Source organism: Leptothrix mechoopdaensis (SeqCode) (assembly GCF_053893855.1).
The window spans coordinates 67,537-89,927 of sequence record NZ_CM132699.1; the positions used below are offsets into that span (position 1 = coordinate 67,537).

General features: G+C 69.9%; 25 protein-coding genes. 23 read left to right on the top strand and 2 right to left on the bottom strand.

The window, feature by feature from the left end; all coding sequences use genetic code 11:
• The first annotated feature begins 167 nt into the window (after nucleotides 1–167).
• From ACWA7K_RS00315 to ACWA7K_RS00340, 6 genes are all read left to right on the top strand, one after another.
• Nucleotides 168–1,034 (top strand): flagellin N-terminal helical domain-containing protein, encoded by an 867-nt coding sequence (locus tag ACWA7K_RS00315; protein WP_456164532.1) that lies wholly within the window; start codon nucleotides 168–170, stop codon nucleotides 1,032–1,034.
• A 152-nt stretch (nucleotides 1,035–1,186) separates the two neighbouring features.
• A complete protein-coding gene (gene fliD / locus ACWA7K_RS00320) occupies nucleotides 1,187–2,605 on the top strand; it encodes a flagellar filament capping protein FliD (protein WP_456164534.1) in 1,419 nt (472 codons plus the stop codon).
• A gap of 155 nt (nucleotides 2,606–2,760) precedes the next feature.
• Nucleotides 2,761–3,180 (top strand): flagellar export chaperone FliS, encoded by a 420-nt coding sequence (gene fliS, locus ACWA7K_RS00325; RefSeq protein ID WP_456164535.1) that lies wholly within the window; start codon nucleotides 2,761–2,763, stop codon nucleotides 3,178–3,180.
• A 71-nt stretch (nucleotides 3,181–3,251) separates the two neighbouring features.
• On the top strand, nucleotides 3,252–3,587 hold the full coding sequence (locus ACWA7K_RS00330; protein ID WP_456210283.1) for a flagellar protein FliT: 336 nt from the start codon (nucleotides 3,252–3,254) through the stop codon (nucleotides 3,585–3,587).
• Nucleotides 3,588–3,627: 40 nt separating this feature from the next.
• Nucleotides 3,628–4,407: a flagellar brake protein gene (locus ACWA7K_RS00335; RefSeq protein WP_456164539.1), complete on the top strand. Its 780-nt coding sequence runs from the start codon at nucleotides 3,628–3,630 to the stop codon at nucleotides 4,405–4,407.
• Between the two features lie 903 nt (nucleotides 4,408–5,310).
• Nucleotides 5,311–5,814, top strand: a complete 504-nt coding sequence (locus tag ACWA7K_RS00340) for an REP-associated tyrosine transposase (protein ID WP_456164541.1) — start codon at nucleotides 5,311–5,313, stop codon at nucleotides 5,812–5,814.
• Here the strand turns inward: ACWA7K_RS00340 and fliE are convergent.
• Nucleotides 5,795–6,169 (bottom strand): flagellar hook-basal body complex protein FliE, encoded by a 375-nt coding sequence (gene fliE, locus ACWA7K_RS00345; RefSeq protein ID WP_456164543.1) that lies wholly within the window; start codon nucleotides 6,167–6,169, stop codon nucleotides 5,795–5,797. The two genes, ACWA7K_RS00340 and fliE, sit on opposite strands and share 20 nt — an antisense overlap.
• A 199-nt stretch (nucleotides 6,170–6,368) precedes the next feature.
• On the opposite strand from fliE, the gene fliF reads away from it, so the two are divergent.
• The 16 genes from fliF (at nucleotide 6,369) to ACWA7K_RS00425 (ending at nucleotide 19,459) form a co-directional block, all read left to right on the top strand.
• A complete protein-coding gene (gene fliF / locus ACWA7K_RS00350) occupies nucleotides 6,369–8,120 on the top strand; it encodes a flagellar basal-body MS-ring/collar protein FliF (protein ID WP_456164545.1) in 1,752 nt (583 codons plus the stop codon).
• 29 nt (nucleotides 8,121–8,149) lie between these two features.
• Nucleotides 8,150–9,145: a flagellar motor switch protein FliG gene (gene fliG / locus ACWA7K_RS00355; RefSeq protein WP_456164547.1), complete on the top strand. Its 996-nt coding sequence runs from the start codon at nucleotides 8,150–8,152 to the stop codon at nucleotides 9,143–9,145.
• On the top strand, nucleotides 9,129–10,076 hold the full coding sequence (locus ACWA7K_RS00360; RefSeq protein WP_456164549.1) for a FliH/SctL family protein: 948 nt from the start codon (nucleotides 9,129–9,131) through the stop codon (nucleotides 10,074–10,076). The genes fliG and ACWA7K_RS00360 overlap by 17 nt, the downstream gene beginning before the upstream one ends.
• Nucleotides 10,073–11,503, top strand: a complete 1,431-nt coding sequence (fliI, locus tag ACWA7K_RS00365; protein ID WP_456164551.1) for a flagellar protein export ATPase FliI — start codon at nucleotides 10,073–10,075, stop codon at nucleotides 11,501–11,503. The genes ACWA7K_RS00360 and fliI overlap by 4 nt, the downstream gene beginning before the upstream one ends.
• 24 nt (nucleotides 11,504–11,527) lie before the next feature.
• Nucleotides 11,528–12,001, top strand: coding sequence for a flagellar export protein FliJ (gene fliJ / locus ACWA7K_RS00370; protein WP_456164553.1), 474 nt, complete (start codon nucleotides 11,528–11,530; stop codon nucleotides 11,999–12,001).
• A 40-nt stretch (nucleotides 12,002–12,041) separates the two neighbouring features.
• Nucleotides 12,042–13,490 (top strand): flagellar hook-length control protein FliK, encoded by a 1,449-nt coding sequence (locus tag ACWA7K_RS00375; protein WP_456164555.1) that lies wholly within the window; start codon nucleotides 12,042–12,044, stop codon nucleotides 13,488–13,490.
• Nucleotides 13,491–13,660: 170 nt separating this feature from the next.
• Entirely contained in the window at nucleotides 13,661–14,269 is a 609-nt protein-coding gene (locus tag ACWA7K_RS00380) for a flagellar basal body-associated FliL family protein (protein ID WP_456164557.1), read from the top strand.
• A 37-nt stretch (nucleotides 14,270–14,306) separates the two neighbouring features.
• Nucleotides 14,307–15,314: a flagellar motor switch protein FliM gene (fliM, locus tag ACWA7K_RS00385; protein WP_130483611.1), complete on the top strand. Its 1,008-nt coding sequence runs from the start codon at nucleotides 14,307–14,309 to the stop codon at nucleotides 15,312–15,314.
• Nucleotides 15,304–15,765, top strand: a complete 462-nt coding sequence (gene fliN, locus ACWA7K_RS00390; RefSeq protein WP_456164560.1) for a flagellar motor switch protein FliN — start codon at nucleotides 15,304–15,306, stop codon at nucleotides 15,763–15,765. The genes fliM and fliN overlap by 11 nt, the downstream gene beginning before the upstream one ends.
• A gap of 25 nt (nucleotides 15,766–15,790) precedes the next feature.
• Nucleotides 15,791–16,180 (top strand): FliO/MopB family protein, encoded by a 390-nt coding sequence (locus ACWA7K_RS00395; protein ID WP_456164562.1) that lies wholly within the window; start codon nucleotides 15,791–15,793, stop codon nucleotides 16,178–16,180.
• Nucleotides 16,173–16,967, top strand: a complete 795-nt coding sequence (gene fliP / locus ACWA7K_RS00400) for a flagellar type III secretion system pore protein FliP (RefSeq protein WP_456164564.1) — start codon at nucleotides 16,173–16,175, stop codon at nucleotides 16,965–16,967. The genes ACWA7K_RS00395 and fliP overlap by 8 nt, the downstream gene beginning before the upstream one ends.
• A 29-nt stretch (nucleotides 16,968–16,996) precedes the next feature.
• A complete protein-coding gene (fliQ, locus tag ACWA7K_RS00405) occupies nucleotides 16,997–17,266 on the top strand; it encodes a flagellar biosynthesis protein FliQ (protein ID WP_456164566.1) in 270 nt (89 codons plus the stop codon).
• A 27-nt stretch (nucleotides 17,267–17,293) separates the two neighbouring features.
• The gene (gene fliR / locus ACWA7K_RS00410) at nucleotides 17,294–18,064 is read left to right on the top strand and encodes a flagellar biosynthetic protein FliR (RefSeq protein WP_456164568.1); all 771 of its coding nucleotides are present in this window, start codon (nucleotides 17,294–17,296) and stop codon (nucleotides 18,062–18,064) included.
• A gap of 39 nt (nucleotides 18,065–18,103) precedes the next feature.
• A complete protein-coding gene (locus ACWA7K_RS00415; protein WP_456164570.1) occupies nucleotides 18,104–18,643 on the top strand; it encodes a hypothetical protein in 540 nt (179 codons plus the stop codon).
• Nucleotides 18,644–18,765: 122 nt separating this feature from the next.
• Nucleotides 18,766–19,221, top strand: a complete 456-nt coding sequence (locus ACWA7K_RS00420; protein WP_456164572.1) for a PTS sugar transporter subunit IIA — start codon at nucleotides 18,766–18,768, stop codon at nucleotides 19,219–19,221.
• Entirely contained in the window at nucleotides 19,190–19,459 is a 270-nt protein-coding gene (locus tag ACWA7K_RS00425) for an HPr family phosphocarrier protein (RefSeq protein WP_456164574.1), read from the top strand. The genes ACWA7K_RS00420 and ACWA7K_RS00425 overlap by 32 nt, the downstream gene beginning before the upstream one ends.
• Nucleotides 19,460–19,477: 18 nt before the next feature.
• Here the strand turns inward: ACWA7K_RS00425 and ACWA7K_RS00430 are convergent, their stop codons facing one another.
• A complete protein-coding gene (locus ACWA7K_RS00430; RefSeq protein ID WP_456164576.1) occupies nucleotides 19,478–20,362 on the bottom strand; it encodes a GNAT family N-acetyltransferase in 885 nt (294 codons plus the stop codon).
• A gap of 151 nt (nucleotides 20,363–20,513) precedes the next feature.
• Between ACWA7K_RS00430 and ptsP the strand changes: the two genes are divergently transcribed.
• Nucleotides 20,514–22,298 (top strand): phosphoenolpyruvate--protein phosphotransferase, encoded by a 1,785-nt coding sequence (gene ptsP, locus ACWA7K_RS00435; protein WP_456164578.1) that lies wholly within the window; start codon nucleotides 20,514–20,516, stop codon nucleotides 22,296–22,298.
• The last annotated feature ends 93 nt before the right edge of the window (nucleotides 22,299–22,391 follow it).

The window sequence follows — 22,391 nt, forward strand, 5'->3', positions numbered from 1 at the left end:
CGACGATTCGGCCCGAACGCGCCTGACCACAATTCATTCCACAGCAGCAGCCACTTGCTTCTGTCGCCCGGGGCGGTTCCCGGTGGAATGTTTCCCAAGGTGCTTGGGGCCGCATCGGCAGTCGAGCCCGCCGGCTCGACGTGCGACTTACTTAGGGGTGAATCACCATGGCTCAGACGATCAACACCAACATGGCTTCGCTGAATGCCCAGCGCAACCAGTCGGCATCGCAAGCATCGCTGGCGACGTCGATGCAGCGGCTGTCCTCGGGCCTTCGCGTCAACAGCGCCAAGGACGACGCCGCCGGCCTGGCGATCGCCGAACGCATGAATGCCCAGGTCAAGGGCATGAACGTGGCGATCCGCAATTCGAACGACGGCATCTCGATGATGCAGACGACCGAAGGCGCGCTGGGCCAGCTCAGCACCAACATGCAGCGCATCCGCGAGCTGGCCGTGCAGGCCGCCAACGGCACGCTGTCCAACGCGGACCGGACCAATCTGCAGCAGGAAGCCGACCAGCTGCAGAACGAGATCGTGCGGGTGGTCAAGGACGCCAAGTTCAACGGCGTCAACCTGTTCGACTCGACCGCCGCGAACTCGCTGTCGGCGAATGCCACGCTGTCGTTCCAGGTCGGCGCCGACAGCGGCGAGACCATCGACATCGACGGCACCAAGTTCGACATGACGACGCTCAAGTCGTATGCCGCTGGCGCGACCGCGACCAAGTCGGTCGACATCAGCAGCAGCGCGGCGGCCGCATCGGCGGCGCTGACCGATCTCGATGCCGACCTCGACGCCGTCAACACCGCGCGGTCGACCGCCGGTGCCTTGCAGAGCCGCTTTGACGCGGTGATCTCGCAGCTGCAGGTCTCGGCCGAGAACACGTCCGCCGCCCGCGGCCGGATCATGGATGCGGACTTCGCGGCGGAAACCGCGAACCTGAGTCGCGCGCAGATCCTGCAGCAGGCCGGCACGGCCATGATTGCCCAGGCCAACCAGCTGCCGCAGTCGGTCATGAAGCTGCTGGGCTGAACCACCAGGCAGGCGCTCCTGCGCTGGCGCAAGCGGATGCGGGTCGCTGATCTCAAGTCGGCCCGCCAACTGCCGAAGAACAAGTCGTCCGAGGGCTGGCGCTGTCGGACGACTTTTTGCGTCGGCCCTCGGCGCATCCGGAGGTAAGCATCATGGCCAGCATCAGTTCCGCCGGGATCGGCAGCGGTCTCGACGTCGGTTCCATCGTCTCCCAGCTGATGACGGTGGAGAAGGCGCCGCTGCAGCAGATGCAGACGGCGGCCACCAAGATCCAGAACCAGCTGAGCGCGTACGGGAAGATCCAGAGCTTCGTCTCGACCCTGCGCGATGCGGCCGCCAAGCTGGCGAGTCCGACGACCTGGACCAGCACCTCGGCGACGTCGTCCGACAGCAGCGTGTTCAGCGCGTCGACCGACGGCACCGCGCAGGCGGGCAACTACAGCCTGTCGGTGCAGCAGCTGGCGACGGCCCAGACGGTGGCCTCGCCGGCCAGCGCCTTCCCGGTCGGCGGCGGACGGCTGCGCATCCAGGACGGCTCGGGCGGCCAGGCGGTCGACGTCAGCATCGACGCCGGCGACACGCCCGCCCAGGTGCGCGACAAGATCAACGCGGCCAAGGCCGGCGTGGTCGCCTCGGTCGTCACCGACGCCTCGGGCTCGCGGCTGCTGCTGCGGGCCAGCGACACCGGCACCGACCACGCCTTCACCGTCAAGGAGGTCGTCTCCGACGGCCAGGGCGGCGAGACCACCACCACCAGCGGCGACCTCGCCAAGCTGACCTACGACCCGGCGCAGCCGGCGGCGGCGGGCGTCAACATGGCGCTGACCCAGCCGGCGGCCAATGCCAAGGCGACCATCAACGGCCTGCCGGTCGAGTCGGGCAGCAACCTGCTGACCGGTGCGGTCGAGGGCGTGACGATCAAGCTGGCCAAGGTCAGCGCCTCGCCGGTCGACCTGACGGTGACCAACGACACCGAGTCGATCAAGACGGCCGTGCAGGCCTTCGCCGACGCCTACAACCAGCTCAACACCTACCTGTCGCAGCAGACCGCCTACGACGCCGCGACCAAGAAGGCCGGCACCCTGCAGGGCGACAGCGGCACCAACTCGCTGCGCTATGCGATGCGCGGCATCGTCGGCGCCACCGGCACGATGAGCGGCAGCTTCCAGCGCCTGGCGCAGCTGGGCATCGACGTCAAGAAGGACGGCTCGATGTCGGTCGACGCCACCAAGCTCGGCAATGCCCTGGGCAGTCGCCTGGCCGACGTCAAGACCGTGTTCGCCAACAAGGACACGGCCGTGGCGTCCAACAACGGCTTTGCGACACGCCTGCAGCAGTGGGGCGACGACCTGCTGAAGTTCAACGGCCCGCTGACCTCACGCAGCGAAAGCCTGCAGAGCCGGGCCAGCGCCAACACGAAGAAGCAGGACGAGTTCAACGACCGCATGACGCAGGTCGAGGCCCGCCTGAAGGCGCAGTACAGCGCGCTCGACACGCAGATGGGCAAGCTCAACAGCCTGTCGAGCTATGTCAGCCAGCAGGTCACGACCTGGAACAAGAACACCGCCTGAGCCCGTGGCCCGAGCCGTCGAAGTAGGCCGGCCGGACCGCCTTGTTCCCGGGCTCGAAATGCCCCGCGCCACTCAAGTCGGCCGGGTCCGCAGACGATAAACAAGGTACGCAGTTCATCTCGACAACGCGACAACATCAGCCAGGAAACACCCCCATGTTCAGCCAAGCCTCCACCTTCGGTCGTCCCCGCCACAGCGCCCTCATGTACCAGCAGGTGGGCGTGGAGACCTCCGTCGTCGCAGCCTCGCCGCACACCCTGACGCTGATGCTGTACGACGGCATGCTGACCCAGGTGAAGCTGGCCCGGCAGGCGCTCGTCGAAGGTCGCGTGGCCGACAAGGGCCGCCACATCGGCCGCGCCTCGCAGATCCTCGACGAGGGCCTGCGCTCGGCGCTGGACCTCAAGGGCGGCGGCGACCTGGCGATGAACCTGCGTGACGTCTACGACTACGCCCAGGTCCGGCTGCTGCTTGCGAACCGTCACAACGACGATGCCGCGCTGAAGGAAGTGCTCGGCCTGATCGAGCCGCTGCGGGAAGCGTGGGTGGCGATCGGCGCCAACGTGCCGGGCTGAGCCCGACCCCGATCGACGCTCGCTCTCCGGACCTTCCCGACACGCACCACAGGCAGACCATGCTCCAGACCATGACCACCACCGCCACCCCTTCCGCAACGACGCCGCACACGGCGCTGCTGCAGTACTACGAGGCCATCGAGAACGCCAGCCGCGACATGCTGCAGGCCGCCCGCGATGGCGACTGGGACCGCGTGGTCAAGCTCGAAGGCGCCTGCGCGGTGCTGATCTCGCAGCTCAAGCACGCCGCCAGCGGTGCCGCGCTGGACCGCGAGGAGGCGCAGGTGAAGGCGCGCATCATGCAGCGCATCCTGCTCAACGACGCCGAGATCCGCTACCTGGCCGAGCCCTGGCTGGAGGACATCGACCAGATGCTCTCGGGCCAGCCGCGCCAGGTCATGCACTGATCCCGTCCCGTCCGTCGAAACACCGAACCGCCGAGCCGACATGAGCCAGACCGCCGCCCTCGCCCCGCCGTCCGCCAGTGCCCCGAGCGAACACCGTGTCGTGGCGCCGCTGGCGGTGCGCGCCCACCTGGTCGAGCTGATCGGCCAGGGCGTGGCGGCCACGCTGGTCACGCCCGACGGCGCGACCCTGTCGGCCCGGCTGATCCACGAGGACACGACCGCGCGCCAGCTGCGCTTCGAGCCGCTCGGCGACGCCGCCGCCGTCGCCCGCCTGGTGCTGGCCGACGAGGCGGTCGTCGTGGCCTACCTCGCCAGCGTCAAGCTGCAGTTCGACCTGATGGGCCTGCGCGTGTGCGACGGCGAGCTGGTCACCTGCTACCCGCGCGAACTGTTCCGCTTCCAGCGCCGCAACGCCTTCCGCGTGCGGACCGAGCCGCCGCCGCAACTGGCGGCGCGACTCGGCAAGACGCTGCCCTACGTGATCGGCGGCCCCGAGCTGCTGCTCGGCGAACCCGGCCTGGCCGAGTCCCGCCACCGCCTGCGCGTGCTCGACATCAGCCACGGCGGCCTCGCCGTGCTGCTGCCGGCCGGCGACACCTCGCTGGCGCTGCACGGCCGCATCCCGGCCGCCTGCCTCGAACTCTCCCCCGGCCGCACCATCCAGATCGCCTTGCGCGTGGTCCGCACCGAACCCCTCGCCAGCCCCGAAGGCGCCCATCGCCTGGGCTGCGAAATGGAAGGCCTCTCCGGCGTCGCCGCCCGCTCGCTGCAGCGCTACATCGACGAGACGCAGATCAAGGCGCGGGCCTTGGCCGTCTGAGTGCGCCGCCGGAGGGCGGCGGGACCTGGATCGGGGAACGCGGGTTGAACGTGATCTGGTAGGTCGGACACCTGCGGTGTCCTCCGGGTTCGTGCCGGATGACCCGATCAACACGGATGCGATACGGAGGCCCATCGGCGCCAGCCCGTCGGACACGGAACGTGTCCGACCTACCGATGTGCCCCGGCGGTCGATGGGTCGGTGAACGCGGGTTGAATCTCATCCGGTCGTTCGGACACCTGTGGTGTCCGACGGGTTCGTGCCGGAAGACGCGATCAACACGGATGCGGTGCGGCGGCCCATCGGCGCCAGCCCGTCGGACACGGGGCGTGTCCGACCGACCGATGTGCCCCGGCGGTCGATGGGTCGGTGAACGCAGGTTGGATGTCATTCGGTAGGTCGGACACCTGTGGTGTCCGACGGGTTCGTGCCGGATGACCCGATCAACACGGTCGCGGTGCGCCGCCGGAGGGCGGCGGTCGACCGATCTGCGAACGCGGGTTGAACGTGATCCGGTAGGTCGGACACCTTTGGTGTCCGACGGGTTCGTGCCAGATGACGCGATCAACACGGTCGCGGCGCGGCGGCCCATCGGCGCCAGCCCGTCGGACACGGAACGTGTCCGACCGACCGATGCGCCCCGGCGGTCGATGGGTCGGTGAACGCAGGTTGGATGTCATTCGGTAGGTCGGACACCTGCGGTGTCCGACGGGTTCGTGCCAGATGACGCGATCAACACGGTCGCGGTCCGGCGGCCCATCGGCGCCAGCCCGTCGGACACGGGACGTGTCCGGCCGACCGGGTGGGCATGTCTCGTGGGACGTCCTTCGATCGGGGGCACCCCGAAGGGTGATGGTCGTGTCGGGGCGGGGGGTTCATGGTGGGCGTCCTCGTCAATGCCATGTGGATCCCGCCATGAATTTCCGTCGCCTGCACACGGCCGGGGCCGCGTATTTCTTCACCGTGGTGACCTGGCGCCGTGTGCCGTGGTTCGATGACCCGGAGAACGTGCGCCTGCTCGGTCGGGTGATGCGTGAGGTTCGGGCGCGTCGTCCGTTCCAGACCGACGCGATCTGCGTGTTGCCCGAGCATCTGCATGGCGTCTGGCGCTTGCCGGTCGACGATCCGGACTTCTCGACGCGGTGGATGCTGATCAAGCGCGCGGTGACCCTGGCGGTGCGTCGCAGGCCTGGGTTGGCCGATGTGCGGGTCTGGCAGGACCGTTACTGGGAACGACGGCTGCGCGACGAACGCGAACATGCGGCGCATTGCGCCTACGTGCACGAGAACCCCGTGCGACACGGCCGTGCCGAATGTGCCGAAGACTGGTGCGCCAGTTCGGTCCGCCGGTTCAACCGGACGGTCCCGTCCGAGACGGGTCAGCAGGTCACACCTGCATGTTCATGATGTCCGAATAAGCCTGCACCAGCTTGTTGCGCACCTGCACGGCGGCCTGGAAGCTGATCTGGGCCTTCTGCATCGCGACCATCGTTTCCTCGATGCTGACCGTCGGGTTGTCGAGCGTGACCTCGCGTTGCATCGACGAGGCCTGGGTCTGCTGGTTGCTGACGCCGCGCAGCGCCTGGGTGAAGACCTGGGAGAACTCGGTGCGCTCGACGCCCTGGCTGCGGCCGGTGGCGCCGGGCACGCCACCGCTCAGGCCGGCGGCCTGGGCGCTGTCGCGCACGCGCTGGGCGACCTGGGGCATGCCTGCCCGGGTGGCCGCCTCGGCGAAGTTGAAGGGTCTGAGCTTGACGTCCATGGTGTGGGGCGAGGGCAGGTAGCCACGTCGCCATGGAACGCACTTTAGTTTTCCGCCGAACGGCCGAAGGGGCGAACTGCACCACCCGGGGGGGCTTGTTCGTGGCATGTCGCGGCAGGGGGCGGGCGAACAATCGGTGACATCGCGGGACCCTTGCCGGTCCTGCCCATCGCACCGAAAACCTCACCCCGTACCCGTCATGGAAACCGCCACCCTGCAGCCCCTGACGCCCAACACGGCCGCCGCCGATGCGCCGCCGCCCGGATTCGCCGCCCGCCTGGCGGCCTTGCCGATGGGCCGCAAGCTCGCGCTGGTCGGCGGCGTGCTGGCGATGGTCGCGCTGTTCGCCTTCATGCTGATGGCCAACCGCGGCAACGACTACAAGGTGCTGTTCGCGAACCTGTCGGACAAGGACGGCGGCGCGATCGTCGCGCAGCTCGCGCAGATGAACGTGCCCTACAAGTACACCGAGGGCGGCTCGGCCATCCTGGTGCCGGCCGACAAGGTGCACGACGTGCGGCTCAAGCTGGCGCAGTCCGGCCTGCCCAAGGGCTCGATCGTCGGCTTCGAGCTGATGGACAACGCCCGTTTCGGCACGACCCAGTTCCAGGAACGCCTGAACTTCCAGCGCGGTCTGGAAGGCGAGCTGGTGCGCTCGATCACGGCGCTGTCGGCGGTGGAAGCCGCCCGTGTCCACCTGGCGCTGCCGAACCAGAACGGCTTCTTCCGCGACCAGCAGAAGCCCAGCGCGAGCGTGCTGCTGACGCTGCACCCCGGCCGCACGCTGGACCGCGCGCAGCTCGCCGGCATCGTCCACCTGGTGTCGTCCAGCGTGCCCGAGCTGAACCCGAAGGCGGTCAGCGTGCTCGACCAGAGCGGCAGCCTGCTGGCCGGTCCGCCCGAGGGCATGGCCGGCGTCAACGGCGGCGGCGCCAACGGCATGGATCCGCAGCAGCTGCAGTACGTCAACCAGATCGAGACGCTCTACACCAAGCGGATCATGGACATCCTCGAACCGGTGGTCGGCCGCGAGAACCTGCGTGCGCAGGTCAGCGCCGAGGTCGACTTCTCGCAGACCGAGTCGACCTCCGAGGAGTTCAAGCCGAACCAGAACGGCGAGCCGGCCTCCGTGCGCAGCGCCCAGTCCAGCGAGCAGACCAACGCCAACGCGGCGATGCCCACCGGCGTGCCCGGGGCGATGAGCAACCAGCCGCCGACGCCCGCGACCGCGCCGATCAACGGCCAGGCGCAGGCGATGCAGGCGGCCAATGCCGGCGGCGCGGCGTCGAGCAACACCGTCAAGCGCGAGGCCGTCACCAACTACGAGGTCGACAAGACCGTGCGGGTGACACGCGGCGCGACCGGCCAGGTCAAGCGCCTGAGCGCCGCCGTGGTGGTCAACCACCGCAGCAGCGTCGACAAGAAGGGCAAGACCCAGACCGTGCCGCTGTCGGCCGAGGAACTCGACAAGCTGACCGCCCTGGTCCAGGAGACGGTGGGCTTCAACAAGGACCGCGGCGACTCGGTCAAGGTCATCAACGCGCCGTTCCAGGTCGAGAAGCCGGCCGAGGACACCACGCCGCTGTGGAAGCAGCCGGAGGTGCAGGACATCGTCCGCACGCTGGCCCTGCCGCTGGGCCTGACGCTGCTGGCGCTGATCATCGTGTTCGGCGCGATCCGCCCGGCCCTGAACGCGGCCCGCCCGCCCGAGCCGGCGCCGCTGGTCGACGCGATGGTCGACGACCTGCAGGAACTGCCCAACGGCACCAGCGCCAGCGCGGCCGCCGGTGGCGTGGTCGAGCTCGGCGCGGACGGCGCCCATCTGCCGGCCCTGCCCGGTCCGGAGGACGGCGTCGCCAAGCGCCTGGAAGAGGCCCGCAAGCTGGCCCGCGAGAACCCGGCGGCCGTCGCCAACATCCTGCGCGGCTGGGTCAGCGGCGCGGCGTCCTGATCATCCCGATACGCTAGGCAACACGCACCATGGACGAAAACGGACTCGAGGACGCGGCGATCCTGCTGATGTCGCTCGGCGAGGAAGAGGCCGCCGAGGTCTTCAAGCACCTGACCCCGAAGGAGGTCCAGCGGCTGGGCGAGACCATCGCCAAGATGAAGACGGTCTCGCGCGAACGTTTCGACGGCGTGCTCGGCCGCTTCGAGTCGCAGGCCGACGAACACAGCACGCTGGTCAGCAACACCGATGAATACGTCAAGAACGTGCTGCGCAAGGCGCTCGGCGAGGACAAGGCCAACCTGCTGATCGACCGCATCCTGCAGGGCAGCGACGTCACCGGCATCGAGAGCCTGAAGTGGATGGACGCCGGCGCCATCGCCGAGCTGCTGCGCCACGAGCACCCGCAGATCATCGCGGCGATCCTGGTGCACCTGGAGTTCGACCAGGTCTCCGACGTGCTCAAGCACTTCAACGAACGGCTGCGCAACGAGGTGATGGTGCGCGTGGCCACGCTCGACGGCATCCAGCCGACGGCGCTGAAGGACCTCAACGAGGTGCTCTCCAAGGTGCTGGCCGGCGGCGACCGCATGCGCAAGGCCAACCTGGGCGGCGTGAAGTCGGCCGCCGAGATCATCAACATGATGGGCTCGGCGATCGAGACCTCGGTGCTGGACTACATCCGCGAGGCCGACAACGACCTGGCCCAGAAGATCATGGACAACATGTTCACGTTCGACGACGTGGTCAAGATCGACGACAAGGGCATCCAGGCGCTGCTCAAGGAAGTGCAGAGCGAGTCGCTCATCATCGCCCTCAAGGGCGCCACGCCCGAGCTGCGCGACAAGGTCTTCAAGAACATGTCCAGCCGTGCGGCCGAAACGCTCAAGGAAGACCTCGAGTCGCGCGGTCCGGTGCGGGTGTCCGACGTCGAGTCCGAGCAGAAGGAGATGCTGAAGATCGTCCGCCGCCTGGCCGACGAAGGCCAGATCGTGCTGGGAGGCGGCGGCGATGACCAGTTCCTCTGAACGATTCGCCGAACGGCTGCGCCGCGAGGCCGAACAGCGTTCGGAAATGCCGTCGCGCAGTCCCGCCCAGAGTCCCTTGCAAGGGGCGCCCGGTGCCGCCCACCTGGCCGCCCGGGCGGGCGTCTACAGCCGCTTCATCCCGCGCGAGGAGCTCAACGGCTTCGCCGCGTGGAAGCCCGGCAGCTTCGGCGACGACCCGTCGCGCAAGCCGCAGGCGGCTCCCGATCCGGCCGTGCTGGCACGCGAGGCCGAGGCCGCCGCGCGGCGCGAGGCCGCACGCCAGGCCGAGGCCGAGGCCCAGGCGGCGGCCGACCGGATCGAGGAGATCCGCCTGGCCCGCGACGGCGGCTATCACGACGGCTACCGCGACGGCACCGTCGCGATGGACGCCTTCAAGCAGAGCTTCGCCAGCCAGACCAGTGCCCAGGTGGCGGCGCTGCTGACGTCGATGTCGGGCCAGCTCGGCGCGATGGAACAGGCGCTGGCCGACCAGGTCGCGGCGATCGCGCTGTCGCTCGCCCGCCAGGTCGTGCGCAGCGAGCTGGCGCAGCGGCCGGAGGCCATCGTCGCGGTCGCGCAGGAGGCGCTCGGCGGCCTGCTGATGTCGGCCCGCCATGTCACGCTGCACCTGCATCCGGACGACGAGGCGCTGGTGGCGCTCGGTTGTGCCGACCTGATCGGCGCCCGCGAGGTCCGGCTGGTGGCCGATCCGTCGATCGAGCGCGGCGGTTGCCGGGTCGAGTCCGACATCGGCGTGACCGACGCCCAGGTCGCCGCGCGCTGGCAACGCGCCTGCGCGGCGATGGGCCGCGAGCTGCCGTGGACCGGTGGCGAATCGGCCGTGGACCTGCCGGGAGAACGACCGGGGAAGGCAGCGGTATTCGAGGCTTCGAAGGAGGACGACGCGGTCGATGATGCCCAGGCATCATGACCACCGTCCCCCTCCGTTCCCCCGCCACACCGGACCGGCCGCAGGCCTGGCGCCGCTACCTGGCCGATCTGCAGCACTTCGCCGACGCGCCGCAACCGCTGGCCACCTCCGGCACGCTGGTGCGCGTGGCCGGCCTGGTGCTGGAGGCGGCGGGCATCCGCGTGCCGGTCGGCTCGCTGTGCGAGGTCCGCATGCCGGGCCAGCCGGCGGTGCAGGCCGAGGTGGTCGGCTTCGCCGGTGACCGCGCCTTCCTGATGCCCACCGGCGAGGTCCACGGCCTCGTCAGCGGCGCGCAGGTCGTGCCGTGCGAGACGCCGGTGCAGGCGCCGAAGCTGGGTCAGGCGGCCCACCCGTGGCGCCGCACCGAGGACCGTTCACGCCACCTGCCGGTCGGTCGCGGCCTGCTCGGCCGTGTCGTCGATGCGCAGGGCGAGCCGATGGACCGGCAAGGGCCGCTGGCCGATGTCCACCCCGAACCGCTGGTGCGTCGCCCGATCAACGCGATGGACCGCGAGCCGGTGCGCCAGCCGCTGGACACCGGCGTGCGCTCGATCAACGCGCTGCTGACGGTCGGACGCGGCCAGCGTCTGGGCCTGTTCGCCGGCACCGGCGTGGGCAAGTCGGTGCTGCTGGGCATGATGGCCCGCTACACCGCCGCCGACGTGATCGTGGTCGGGCTGATCGGCGAACGCGGCCGTGAGGTGAAGGAATTCATCGAGGACATCCTTGGCGACGAAGGCCGCGCCCGCTCGGTCGTCGTGGCCGCGCCGGCCGATGCGCCGCCGCTGACGCGCATGCAGGGCGCCGCCTATGCCACCGCGATCGCCGAGTGGTTCCGCGACCAGGGCCAGCACGTGCTGCTGCTGATGGACTCGCTGACCCGCTACGCGATGGCGCAGCGCGAGATCGCGCTGGCCATCGGCGAGCCGCCGGCCACCAAGGGCTATCCGCCGAGCTGCTTCGCCAAGCTGCCGCAGCTGGTCGAACGCAGCGGCAACGGCCTGCACGGCATGGGCTCGATCACCGCGTTCTACACGGTGCTCAGCGAGGGCGACGACCAGCAGGACCCGATCGCCGACGCCGCCCGGGGCATCCTGGACGGCCACATCGTGCTGTCGCGCGAGCTGGCCGAGAGCGGCCACTACCCGGCCATCGACGTCGAGAAGTCGATCTCGCGGGTGATGACCAATGTCGCGCCGCGCGAGCACATCGAGTCGGCGCGCCGCATGAGGCAGCTGCTGGCCAAGGTCAACAAGGCGCGTGACCTGATCCAGCTGGGCGCCTACGCACCCGGCCACGACGCCGAACTCGACGCCGCCGTGCGCGTGCAGCCGGCGATGGTCGCGCTGCTGCAGCAGGACACCTGGACCCGCGCGCCGCTGACCGATGCGGTCGCGGCGATGCAGCAGATCACGCGCAGCGTCTGACCGACCTGAGCGAGGAACCCCACCATGACCCATCCCACGCTGCAACCGCTGTTCGTGCTGCTGGAGCAGGCCGAGCAGGCGCGCGACGAGATCGTCGCCCAGCAGGCCCGCGCCGAGCAGGCCCATGCCGCCGCGCAGGCCCAGCAGGCGCAGCTGCACGGCTATCGCCAGGACTACCAGCAGCGCTGGCAGCAGCAGTTCGCGCAGGGCGTGGCGATCGCGCTGGCCAACTGCTATCACGACTTCGCCGGCCGGCTCGACGGCGTGGTCGACCTGCAGGCCGAACAGGTCCAGCGTGCCGCCGAGGCGATGGCGGCGCTGCGCGAGCGCCGTCTGGCCGCCGAGCTGCGTGTCGCGTCGGTGCGCAAGCTGATCGAGCGCCGCGAGGCACTGATGGCCGCCCAGGGCGAGCGCCGTGACCAGAAACGCGCCGACGAGCTGGCCTCGCGCGCCGCCTGGCAGCGGCTGCAGCAGGGCAACGTGTTCGACCTCGCCTGAGCGCGGTCCCGAACACCCCAACAGAACACCGGAGTCCGCCATGTCCAGTCCTTCCCTGTCGTCGCTGAGTGCCGAGACCGCCCGGCTGGACCGCCAGGCCGCGAGCCGTGCCGGCCGTGACGAGGACACGTCGTCCGGCAAGGCGGCCGGCGCCGGCAGCTTCTCGGGCCTGCTCGACCAGGCGCGGCTGAGCCACACGCCCGACCCGGCTGACAGCGCCAGCGCGCAGCTGCAACGGCAGCTGCAGGCGCGGGCCTCGGCGCCGAGCCGTGTGCCGGTGCCGTCGACCCAGAGCCAGAACCAGCGCCCGGCCGAGACGCGGCCGGCCGACCAGCGCCAGCTCGACCAGCGTCGCGCGGAGGCCCGCCAGGCGTCCGGCGAGACGAACGACGCCACCGGACGTTCCGAGGTCGACGAGGCCAGCGCGTCCGACGACGCGCAGGACGGCAACCGCACCGATCCGAGCGCGGCCAGCGGCGCGACGCCGACATGGCTGATGCACACCGTCGTGCGCGCCAGCTTGCGCGGCGGCGCACCGGGGGGCGATGCCTCGGCGCTGGCCGCATCGACCGGCCCGGGTTCGGGCGGCACCGGTGACGCGGCGCCCGACAGCCTGTCTGCGGCCACGGCCACCCTCACGGCCACCACCACGGCCACCATCACGTCCACCACCGCCGCGCCGGGCGGCTGGGCCGGCGCACGCGGTGAGCCGGTCCAGGGCGGTGCGACGGACGCCCCGGGGCTCGAACCGGTCGGCGGCGGGCATCGTGGCAAGGGCGCCGCACCGGAGCTGGCCGATGTGGCCGGCAAGGCGGGGCCGATCGCGCTCGATGAATCGTTCCAGTCGGTGCCCGGCCAGGAGAGCTTTGCGGCCCAGCTGGCGGCGCAGGCGACCGCGGCCGCGCCGCAGCCCGTGGCCGACGGCGGCGCTGCGGCGACCCGCCTGGCCGAGGCGCAGATCGACACGCCGGTCGACGCGCCCGGCTTCGGCGAGGCGGTGATGCACAAGGTCGTCCACCTCGCCAAGGATGGCGCTCAGGACATCAAGCTGCACCTGAACCCGATTGAGATGGGGCCGATCCAGATCCGCATCGCGATCGAGAGCGGCCAGGCCCGCATCGAGTTCGGCGCCGCCGCCGAGGCGACCCGCCAGGCGCTGGAGCAGGCCATGCCGGCGCTGGCGCAGTCGCTGCAGGCCGACGGCCTGAACCTCGCCGCCGGCAGCGGCGTGGCGCCGACCGCCGACCCGACGCTGGCCAGCCTGGTCGGCCAGCAGCCGGGCGGGGCGATGGCGCAGTCCGGCGGCGGCCAGTCCGGCGCGCGGGGCCAGGGCGGTCAGTCCGGCCAGACCGGGACCGGCGAGCTGCGGGGCACGGCGACCGGCCGCAGCGGCCTGGCCGCGCCGGTGGGCCATGAGCTGCGCACCGGCTGGGCCGGCACGCCGAGCCTGTCAAACGGTGCGCTGCGCGCGCTCGACCTGTACGCCTGAGCCCGGCGGTGGTGAGCGTCGGGCCGGTTTTCGCCGGCTTTTCGCGGTATCGGTTTCAGGGCGGACTCGAATAATCGTCTCCAGAGGCCCCTGATGCGCATGGTGCGCGGCGGGTGCCGGAGTCGCCACGGGTCCGTCGGGTCCGGCGCCTCCCTCGTCAGGAGAACCGCATGTCCGCTGCCGCTGCGCCCGCCGCCGGCGACGCCCCCGCCAAGAAGGGCTCCAAGAAGATGCTCATCATCGCCATCGCGGCCGTGCTGCTGCTCGGCGGTGGTGGTGCCGCCTTCTTCCTGATGAAGAAGAAGGCCGCCGAGGCCGAGGACGGCGAGGAGGTCGCGGCCGATGCCGGCCACGCCAAGGCCGCCGCGCACGCCCCGGCGCCCAAGGCGGCCAAGCACGACCCCGGCCATCCGCCGACCTATGTCGCGCTGGACCCCTTCGTCGTCAACCTGGCCGACCGCGAGAGCGAGCGCTATGCCCAGATCGGCATGACGCTGGAGGTCGACGACCCCAAGTTCGCCGAGCAGATGAAGGGCTACATGCCTGCGATCCGCAACGGGATCCTGATGATCCTGGCGCACAAGACGTCGACCGAGCTGCTCAGCCGCGAAGGCAAGGAGACGCTGGCCGAGGAGGTCATGCGCGAGTCGGTCCGGCCGATGGGCATCGAGATCGATCCGCCCGAACACGAGGCCGATGCCAGCAAGAAGAAGCGCAAGCGCGCGCCGGTCTACAACCCGGTCACGCAGGTCCACTTCTCCAGCTTCATCATCCAGTGACAGCGAGCCCCGCAGGGCAACCCGGGGGACCGACGCGATGAACCAGCAGATCCTGTCGCAAGACGAAGTCGATGCACTGCTCCAGGGCATCACCGGCGAAAGCCAGAAGCTCGAGCAGGAGGACGCGCCCAAGGGCGGCATCCGCGACTACGACCTGGCCAGCCAGGAACGCATCGTGCGCGGGCGCATGCCCACGCTGGAGATCATCAACGAGCGCTTCTCGCGCAACATCCGCGTCGGCCTGTTCAACTTCATCCGCAAGACGCCGGAAGTGAGCGTGGGCGGCATCAAGGTGCAGAAGTACAGCGCCTTCCTGCGCGAGACGGTCGTGCCGACCAACTTCAACATCGTCAGCGTGCGCCCGCTGCGCGGCAACGGCCTGGTGGTGTGCGACCCGACGCTGGTGTTCGCGGTGATCGACGCGCTGTTCGGCGGCGTCGGCAAGTTCCACACCCGCATCGAGGGCCGCGACTTCTCGCCCACCGAGCAGCGCGTGATCCTGCGCATCGTCGAGGTCATCGCGGCCGAATACAAGAAGGCCTGGTCGGGCATCTACCCGCTGGAGCTGGAGTACCAGCGCTCGGAGATGCAGCCGCAGTTCGCCAACATCGCCGCGCCCGGCGAGATCGTCGTGACGACCTCGTTCACGCTGGAGATCGGCGACTCGACCGGCACGATCCACTTCTGCATCCCCTACGCGACGCTGGAGCCGATCCGCGACGTCCTCTATTCGAGCACCCAGGGCGACTCGGCCGAGCCCGATCGCCGCTGGGTCAAGCTGATGACCCACCAGATCCAGGCCGCCGAGGTGCAGCTGGTGGCCGAGCTGGCGCACGCGCCGGCCACGGTCGAGCAGCTGCTGGCGCTGAAGGCCGGCGACTTCATCGAGCTGGACCTGAACAAGTCCATCGAGGTGAAGGTCGACGGCGTGCCGGTGATGGAGGCCCAGTACGGCGCCTCCAACGGCCACTACGCCCTGAAGATCGAACGCATGTTGACCAACCAGGCCGGAATGGGCTGGATAGGAGAGAGCCATGTCGGCTGACAACACCGCCCGCGACGACTCGCAGTCCGAACAGGACGCGATGGCCGCCGAATGGGCGGCCGCACTGGAAGAACAGACCCACACCGGCAGTTCCGGCGGCGAGCTGGTCGGCAACGCCGAGTCGGTCGCGCCGGCCGCGTTCGCGAACTTCACGCCGACCACGTCGTCGGCCAACCCGGCCGTCAACGACATCAACCTGATCCTGGACATTCCCGTCCAGCTGACGGTTGAGCTGGGCCGCACGCGCATCCCGATCAAGAACATCCTGCAGCTGGCGCAGGGCTCGGTGGTCGAACTCGACGCGCTGGCCGGCGAGCCGATGGACGTGCTGGTCAATGGCTACCTGATCGCCCAGGGCGAGGTGGTGGTCGTCAACGACAAGTTCGGCATCCGGCTGACCGACATCGTCACGCCCAGCGAACGCATGCGCCGACTCTCGCGCGGGCAATGAACGCCGTGAACGCAGGAAAGATCCGATGACATCGAGCTGGACGGCCCTGCTGTGGCTGATCGTGGTGGTGGCGGCCATACCGGCCGCGCTGTGGCTGCTCAAGCGTTCCGGCATGGCCGGCCGCCTGGGAGCCGGCGCGGGTGGCATCGGCCTGAAGCAGGTCGGCGCGCTGGTGCTGGGCCCGCAGCAGCGCGTGGTGGCCGTCGAGGTCGGCAGCGGTGACCAGCGCCAGTGGCTGCTGCTGGGCGTGACGCCGCAGCAGATCAGCACGCTGCAGGTCCTGCCGCAATGGCCCGGTGCGGCCGAGCCGGTCGGCGCCACGAACCTGCCCGCCGGCAGCTTCGGGGTCGAACTGGCGCGGCGCCTGCACGGTGCGGCGCAAGGCAAGACGCAGCGGGAGGACGGCCATGTCTGAGCCCCTGTCCCGCCGTCTCCTCGCCAAGGGCGTTGCGCTCCTGGCCTTGTCGGTGTTGTCGGCCGTTTCTTCACCGGCTTTAGCCCAGGCTGCGGCCGGATCGACCGGCGCTGCGGCCACCTTGCCGCTGCTGGTGGGGCAGGGCGCCGGGGGCTCGTCGTTCTCGGTGCCGGTGCAGACGCTGCTGTTCTTCACGGCGCTGTCCTTCCTGCCGGCCATCCTGCTGATGATGACGGGCTTCACCCGCATCGTGATCGTGCTGGGCCTGCTGCGCCAGGCGCTGGGCACGCAGGCCGCGCCGCCCAACCAGGTCCTCGTCGGGCTGTCGCTGTTCCTGACCTTCTTCGTCATGAGCCCGACGCTCGACAAGGTCTACGCCGATGCCTACAAGCCCTATTCGGCCGGCCAGATCGGCTTCGAGGAAGCCCTCGCGCGCGGCGAGGCGCCGATGCGGCAGTTCATGCTCAAGCAGACCCGCCAGAGCGACCTGTCGCTGTTCGCCCGGCTCGCCAAGGTCGATCCGAAGATCAAGACCGAGGACGTGCCGATCCGCGTGCTGGTGCCGGCCTTCGTCACCAGCGAGCTGAAGTCGGCCTTCCAGATCGGCTTCCTGATCTTCATCCCCTTCCTGGTCATCGACATGGTCGTGGCCAGCGTGCTGATGAGCCTGGGGATGATGATGCTGTCGCCCGTGCTGGTGGCACTGCCCTTCAAGCTGATGCTGTTCGTGCTGGCCGACGGCTGGAACCTGCTGCTGGGTTCGCTGGCCGCCAGCTTCGTCACCTGACGCCCCGAGTTTCAAGAGGACCGTTTTCGATGGATGCAACCCAGGTGATGAGCCACGGCCAGGAAGGCCTGGCGATCCTGATGATGGTGGCCGCGCCGATGCTGCTGACCGTGCTCGTCGTGGGCCTGGTCGTGAGCATCTTCCAGGCCGCCACGCAGCTCAACGAGTCGACGCTGTCGTTCGTGCCGAAGATGATCGCCGCCGTGGTCGTCATGGCCGTGGCCGGCCCGTGGATGCTGACCACGCTGGTGGAGTACCTGCAGCGCACGCTGCAGGCGATTCCGGCGGCGGTCGGCTGACGCGACCGCACCACCTGACGGCATGACGTGATCGGCTTCAACGAGACCCAGCTGCTGCAGTGGCTCACGCCGCTGCTGTGGCCCTTCCTGCGCACGCTGGCGCTGTTCTCGGCGATGCCGGTGCTGTCGCTGCGGACCGTGCCGGTGCGGGTCAAGGTCGGCCTGGCGCTGCTGGTCGCGCTGGCCGCGCAGGCCAGCCTGCCCGACGTGACGGCCTTGCCGGCGGTGCCGCTGGACAGCCCGGCCGGGCTGGCGATGGTGGCCCAGCAGGTCGTGATCGGCCTGACGCTGGGCTTTGCCGCGCGGGTCGTGTTCGCGGCGGTCGAGTTCGCCGGCGAGCTGATCGGCCTGCAGATGGGCCTGAACTTCGCGGGCTTCTTCGACCCGGCCACCGGCGCGCAGGGCACGGCCACGTCGCGCTTCCTGAGCACCATCGGCTCGCTGCTGTTCGTCGTCATCAACGGCCACCTGCTGCTGACGCTGGCGGTGATCCGCAGCTTCGAGGCCTTCCCGGTCAGCGACCACCCGCTGTCGGTCATCGACCGGCTGCAGCCGCAGGTCTGGGGCGCCGAGATCTTCCGGCTCGGCCTGTGGATCGCGCTGCCGATCGTCGCGATGCTGCTGTTCGTCAACCTCGTGCTGGGCATCATTTCCCGCGTGGCGCAGCAGATCCAGATCTTCTCGGTCGGCTTCGCGATAACCGTGTCGGTCGGCCTGCTGGGCATGCTGCTGACGCTGCCGATGCTGGAGGCGCCGCTGACCAGCGCGCTCGAACGCATGCTGTCGCTGTTCGGTTGAGGCCACGGCCGCGCGGCAGGCGCTGCCGATAATCGACCGATGCGCTTTCCCATCCCGATCCACGTGTCCTGCACGGCCCTGGCCGCGCTGCTGCTGGCCGGCTGCACGCCGACGCTCGATTGGCGCGCCGTCCGGCTCGAACCCGACGCGCGGCTGCAGTTCCCGTGCAAGCCGGATGCGCACGAGCGCAGCCTCGATCTCGACGGGCAGCGCGTGGCCGCGCGCATGCTGGTCTGCGACGCCGGCGAGGTGACCTGGTCGGCGACGCAGTTCACGTTTGCCGACCCGGTGCTCGCGAGCGCTGCGGCCGTCACGCTGCAACGCACGGTGCGCGACAACCTGAAGGCGTCGGACGTCCAGTCCGTGACGCCCGAGGTGCCCGGCGCGACGCCCGGCTCGGCCTGGCGCGCCAGCATCGCCGGCCAGCGCCCGGATGGCAGCGCGGTCGCGGCACGCGCCCTGCTGGTCGCCCGCGGCGCGCGGGTCTACCAGCTGGTCGTGCTGGCCCGGTCGAAGGCCGCTGCAGGCTGGGAAGGCGCCGCGCAGGATTTCCTCGACGGCCTGCGCTGGCCGCTGTGAGCCGTCGGCCGATGCGTGTTCCCGATGTGAACCGGTCGAGCCGGTTGAGCGTTGGAGAGGGCCCGCTTCGTGGCCGTCGCCACGGTCCGGCACCCGTCCACCCCACCGCATAATCCGCCGCCATGGCCCGTCTGCTGATCCTTGCCCACGCCCCGCTGGCTTCGGCCCTCCAGGCGGTCGCGGCCCACACCTTCCCGGAGCTGGTCGACCGCATCCGCGTGGTCGACGTGCAGCCCGGCGACCAGCCCGAGCACGTCGAGGTCAAGGCCCGATCGCTGCTGGCCGGCGGTCCGGGCGTCGACGGCGAGACGCTGGTGCTGACCGACGTCTTCGGCGCCACGCCCGCCAACGTCGCCCAGCGCCTGGCCGACGGCCAGCGTGTGCGCGTGATCGCCGGGGTCAACGTGCCCATGCTGTGGCGGGCTCTCAACTACGCCCAACTGCCGCTGGAGGAACTGGCCAGCCGCGCGATGATGGGCGGTTCGCACGGCGTCATGCCGATCGCCACCACGCGCCCGCAGAACCAGGCGCACACGACCAACGTCCATGATTCGATCGAACATCACCATCAGCAATAAGCTGGGTCTGCATGCCCGGGCATCGGCCAAGCTGACGAAGCTGGCCGGCAGCTACCCCTGCGAGGTCTTCCTGACACGGGCAGGCCGGCGCGTGAATGCCAAGAGCATCATGGGCGTGATGATGCTGGCGGCCGGCCTCGGCAGCGAGGTCGAGATCGAGGTCAGCGGCGAGCGCGAGGAAGAGGCCATGGCCGCCCTGCGCCAGCTGATCGACGACAAGTTCGGCGAAGGCCAGTGAGGCCCGCCGGACGGCCGCTCAGGCGGCGTCCTTGAGGAAGTGCTTGCGGTAGCGCGGCGGGATGTCCGCCAGGCGCAACATGATCGGCAGGTCGGCGGTGTTGAAGTCCGGATCCCAGGCCGGCGCACCCAGCACCTTGGCGCCGCAGCGCAGGTAGCCCTTGATCAGCGGCGGCAGTTCCGCCGGCAGGCTCGAGTCGAGGTCATCGACCGGCAGCGGCAGGCGCGGCTGGACCTGCATCCCGATCGGCGCGAGGTGGGTCTTGCGCAGCTGTTCCCACAGGCTGGCGGCGACATGCCCGCCGTCGCGCATGCTGATGCTGGCGCAACCGACCATCGTGTCCAGGCCGTTGCGCACCATGAAGTCGGCCAGCGCGGCCCACAACGTCATGATCACGCCGCCGCTGCGGTGGTCCGGGTGCACGCACGAGCGACCCAGCTCGGCCATGCGCGGCATCAGCGGACGCAGGCGGGTCAGGTCGAACTCGGTCTCGCTGTACCAGCCGCCCAGGCGGGCAGCGGCCATCGGCGTCAGCACGCGGTAGGTGCCGATCACCGGGCCTTGCGCGCCGTCGCGCACCAGCAGGTGCTCGCAATGCGCGTCGAAGATGTCGCGGTCCAGTCCGGCCGGCGTGCCGGGCAGGTTGGACAGCCGGGCGCCCATCTCGCCGACGAAGACGTCATGGCGCAGGCGCTGGGCCTGGACGACATCCGCGTCGCTGCGCGCCCAGGTGGCGACGCATGCAGGGGTTTCGGTCTCCGCCACGGCAACGGCCGGCGCGGCCGGGGCCACGGGTGGCAGCGAGGTGCGCGGGCGCAGCAAGGCATGGCGGCGCGGTGTCGTCGCGGTGGCACGACCCCACAGGTCGGCCAGTGCCAGCGTGGGCTGGGGCAGTTCGAGCATGGTCATCTCCTGAATCGATGAGTCATCGTCGGCGGACCCGATGACCCCGCCATGTCGGTTCGGCGACGGCTTCATGACAGTGCGCGCGACGCCGCACGTCTCGGGGAGAGACCCGATCGGAGGCTGGCATGCCCGCTGCTAGCATGACCGCATGACCTTGCAAGTGTTCGGGTTGCCGGTGTCGCGGGGCGTCGCCATCGGACGTGCGGTGCTGGTGGCATCCAGCCGGATCGACGTCGCGCACTACTACATCGACCCGGTCGATGCGCCGGCCGAGATCTCCCGCCTGCGCCAGGCGCGCAAGCGCGTCACCCTCGAGCTCGAGGCTCTGAAGCAGGCCGTGCCAGCTGATGCCCAGCACGAGCTGGTGGCGCTGCTGGATGTCCACCTGATGCTGTTGAACGACGAGGCCGTCGCCGAGGCGACCTGCGCCTGGATCATCGACCGCCACTACAACGCCGAGTGGGCCATGGCCGCGCAGCTCGAAGTGCTGGCGCGCCAGTTCGACGAGATGGAGGACGACTACCTGCGCGAGCGCAAGGCCGACCTCGAACAGGTCGCCGAACGTGTGCTGCGGGCGCTGGCCGACAAGTCGGGCGAGCGGGGCACCTCCGCCGTCGGTCCGAAGGTCGGCGCACGGGACTTCGCCGGCGAGGATCCGCTGGTGCTGGTCGCCAACGACATCTCCCCTGCCGACATGCTGCAGTTCAAGGGCAGCGTCTTCACCGGCTTCGTCACCGACGTGGGCGGCAAGAACTCGCACACCGCGATCGTCGCCCGCAGCCTGGACATCCCGGCGGTGGTGGGCGCCCGCGAGGCGAGCCGGCTGATCCGCCAGGACGACTGGGTCATCATCGATGGCGATGCCGGCCTGGTGATCGTCGACCCGCCGCCGATCGTGCTGGAGGAATACCGCTTCCGGCAGCGACAGGGCCAGGTCGAGCGCGAGCGCCTGCACCGCCTGCGCCACAAGGCGGCCGTCTCGCTGGACGGCGCGAGGGTCGAGCTGCTGGCCAACATCGAGCTGCCGGGTGACGCGCCGGGTGCGCTGGCGAGTGGCGCCGAGGGGATCGGCCTGTTCCGCAGCGAGTTCCTCTTCATGAACCGCGAAGGGGCACTGCCGGACGAGGAAGAGCAGTACATCGCCTACCGGGATGCCGTCGTCGCGATGAACGGCCTGCCGGTGACGATCCGCACGGTGGACATCGGGGCGGACAAGCCGCTCGAGCGCATGTCCGGGCAGGAACTGCGGCACGAGCACACGCTGAATCCGGCCATGGGGCTGCGGGCGATCCGCTGGAGCCTGGCCGAGCCGCAGATGTTCGAGGCCCAGGTGCGGGCGATCTACCGCGCGGCGGCGCACGGCACGGTCCGCCTGCTGATCCCGATGCTGACGCACGCCAACGAGATCACCGCCAGCCTGGCCGTGATCCGCCGGGTGCGCGAGCAGCTGATGCGCGAGGGTGTGGCGCATGGCGCCGTGGAGGTCGGCGCGATGGTCGAGGTGCCGGCTGCGGCGCTGAGCCTGCCGCTGTTCCTGCGGCACTTCGACTTCCTGTCGATCGGCACCAATGACCTGATCCAGTACACGCTGGCCATCGACCGGGCCGACGAGGCCGTCGCCCATCTGTATGACCCCTGGCACCCGGCGGTGCTCCGGCTCATTGCCGACACCATCCGCCAAGGGCGTGTGGCGGGCAAGGATGTATGCGTCTGCGGCGAGATGGCCGGGGACATCGACTTCACCGAAGTGCTGCTCGGGTTCGGGCTGCGTTCCTTCAGCATGCACCCGGCATGCATCCCGGCGGTCAAGCAGCGGATCCTGCGGTCAGAGGTGCGGCGGCTGGAAGCCTATGCAGAGGACGTGCTCACGTCGGAAGACCCGCGCAGCGTGGTCCGCACGGGCATCGCCAACAGCGTCAAGGCGGCAGCCTGACCGGGACGCTCGGGCTTGCCCGAGCGTCCCGGTCAAGATTTTCTCGGTGAGGGCTTGCGCGCCTCGGAAGATCCACTGCATAATTGCGGTCTT

Excerpts from the sequence above, each read along its gene's own strand:
- ACWA7K_RS00315 (WP_456164532.1), top strand. The coding sequence starts at position 168 with ATGGCTCAGACGATCAACACCAACATGGCTTCGCTGAATGCCCAGCGC.
- fliD (WP_456164534.1), top strand. The coding sequence starts at position 1,187 with ATGGCCAGCATCAGTTCCGCCGGGATCGGCAGCGGTCTCGACGTCGGT.
- fliS (WP_456164535.1), top strand. The coding sequence starts at position 2,761 with ATGTTCAGCCAAGCCTCCACCTTCGGTCGTCCCCGCCACAGCGCCCTC.
- ACWA7K_RS00330 (WP_456210283.1), top strand. The coding sequence starts at position 3,252 with ATGACCACCACCGCCACCCCTTCCGCAACGACGCCGCACACGGCGCTG.
- ACWA7K_RS00335 (WP_456164539.1), top strand. The coding sequence starts at position 3,628 with ATGAGCCAGACCGCCGCCCTCGCCCCGCCGTCCGCCAGTGCCCCGAGC.
- fliE (WP_456164543.1), bottom strand. The coding sequence starts at position 6,169 with ATGGACGTCAAGCTCAGACCCTTCAACTTCGCCGAGGCGGCCACCCGG.
- fliF (WP_456164545.1), top strand. The coding sequence starts at position 6,369 with ATGGAAACCGCCACCCTGCAGCCCCTGACGCCCAACACGGCCGCCGCC.
- fliG (WP_456164547.1), top strand. The coding sequence starts at position 8,150 with ATGGACGAAAACGGACTCGAGGACGCGGCGATCCTGCTGATGTCGCTC.
- ACWA7K_RS00360 (WP_456164549.1), top strand. The coding sequence starts at position 9,129 with ATGACCAGTTCCTCTGAACGATTCGCCGAACGGCTGCGCCGCGAGGCC.
- fliI (WP_456164551.1), top strand. The coding sequence starts at position 10,073 with ATGACCACCGTCCCCCTCCGTTCCCCCGCCACACCGGACCGGCCGCAG.
- fliJ (WP_456164553.1), top strand. The coding sequence starts at position 11,528 with ATGACCCATCCCACGCTGCAACCGCTGTTCGTGCTGCTGGAGCAGGCC.
- ACWA7K_RS00375 (WP_456164555.1), top strand. The coding sequence starts at position 12,042 with ATGTCCAGTCCTTCCCTGTCGTCGCTGAGTGCCGAGACCGCCCGGCTG.
- ACWA7K_RS00380 (WP_456164557.1), top strand. The coding sequence starts at position 13,661 with ATGTCCGCTGCCGCTGCGCCCGCCGCCGGCGACGCCCCCGCCAAGAAG.
- fliM (WP_130483611.1), top strand. The coding sequence starts at position 14,307 with ATGAACCAGCAGATCCTGTCGCAAGACGAAGTCGATGCACTGCTCCAG.
- fliN (WP_456164560.1), top strand. The coding sequence starts at position 15,304 with ATGTCGGCTGACAACACCGCCCGCGACGACTCGCAGTCCGAACAGGAC.
- ACWA7K_RS00395 (WP_456164562.1), top strand. The coding sequence starts at position 15,791 with ATGACATCGAGCTGGACGGCCCTGCTGTGGCTGATCGTGGTGGTGGCG.
- fliP (WP_456164564.1), top strand. The coding sequence starts at position 16,173 with ATGTCTGAGCCCCTGTCCCGCCGTCTCCTCGCCAAGGGCGTTGCGCTC.
- fliQ (WP_456164566.1), top strand. The coding sequence starts at position 16,997 with ATGGATGCAACCCAGGTGATGAGCCACGGCCAGGAAGGCCTGGCGATC.
- ACWA7K_RS00415 (WP_456164570.1), top strand. The coding sequence starts at position 18,104 with ATGCGCTTTCCCATCCCGATCCACGTGTCCTGCACGGCCCTGGCCGCG.
- ACWA7K_RS00420 (WP_456164572.1), top strand. The coding sequence starts at position 18,766 with ATGGCCCGTCTGCTGATCCTTGCCCACGCCCCGCTGGCTTCGGCCCTC.
- ACWA7K_RS00425 (WP_456164574.1), top strand. The coding sequence starts at position 19,190 with ATGATTCGATCGAACATCACCATCAGCAATAAGCTGGGTCTGCATGCC.
- ACWA7K_RS00430 (WP_456164576.1), bottom strand. The coding sequence starts at position 20,362 with ATGCTCGAACTGCCCCAGCCCACGCTGGCACTGGCCGACCTGTGGGGT.
- ptsP (WP_456164578.1), top strand. The coding sequence starts at position 20,514 with ATGACCTTGCAAGTGTTCGGGTTGCCGGTGTCGCGGGGCGTCGCCATC.